General features: G+C 49.5%; 1 protein-coding gene. It reads right to left on the reverse strand.

The genetic code is table 11. The annotated features are described in order from the left end of the window. On the reverse strand, positions 1-275 hold a 275-nt coding region (locus H3V01_RS10945; protein ID WP_198186796.1), incomplete at its 3' end, for a hypothetical protein. Positions 276-283 lie beyond the last annotated feature (8 nt).

Raw genomic sequence — 283 nt, forward strand, 5'->3', positions numbered from 1 at the left:
GCTATATTGCCTGCTGCTACATTGGTAATCCGCTGCGCCGTACCATTATGGCCGGCATCATAGGCACTGCCTTTCCATTGCAATGTATTTGCCTGCAATGTAGTCAGAGTCTGATTTGTGCTGTTCAGGCTATTTGTCAGATTGTTCAGGCCGGTAGTTGTAGACAGTGACAGGGTGTTCAGGTCGTTGTTTACAGAATTCAGTCCTGCTACAGTTACCGTAGACAGACTGTGCAGCTGTCCGCCGTTAACCGCTTCTGTGGATTCTGCACTCACTGCTCCTG

This window comes from Snodgrassella sp. M0351 (genome assembly GCF_016100575.1).
Taxonomy (GTDB): Bacteria; Pseudomonadota; Gammaproteobacteria; order Burkholderiales; family Neisseriaceae; genus Snodgrassella; species Snodgrassella alvi.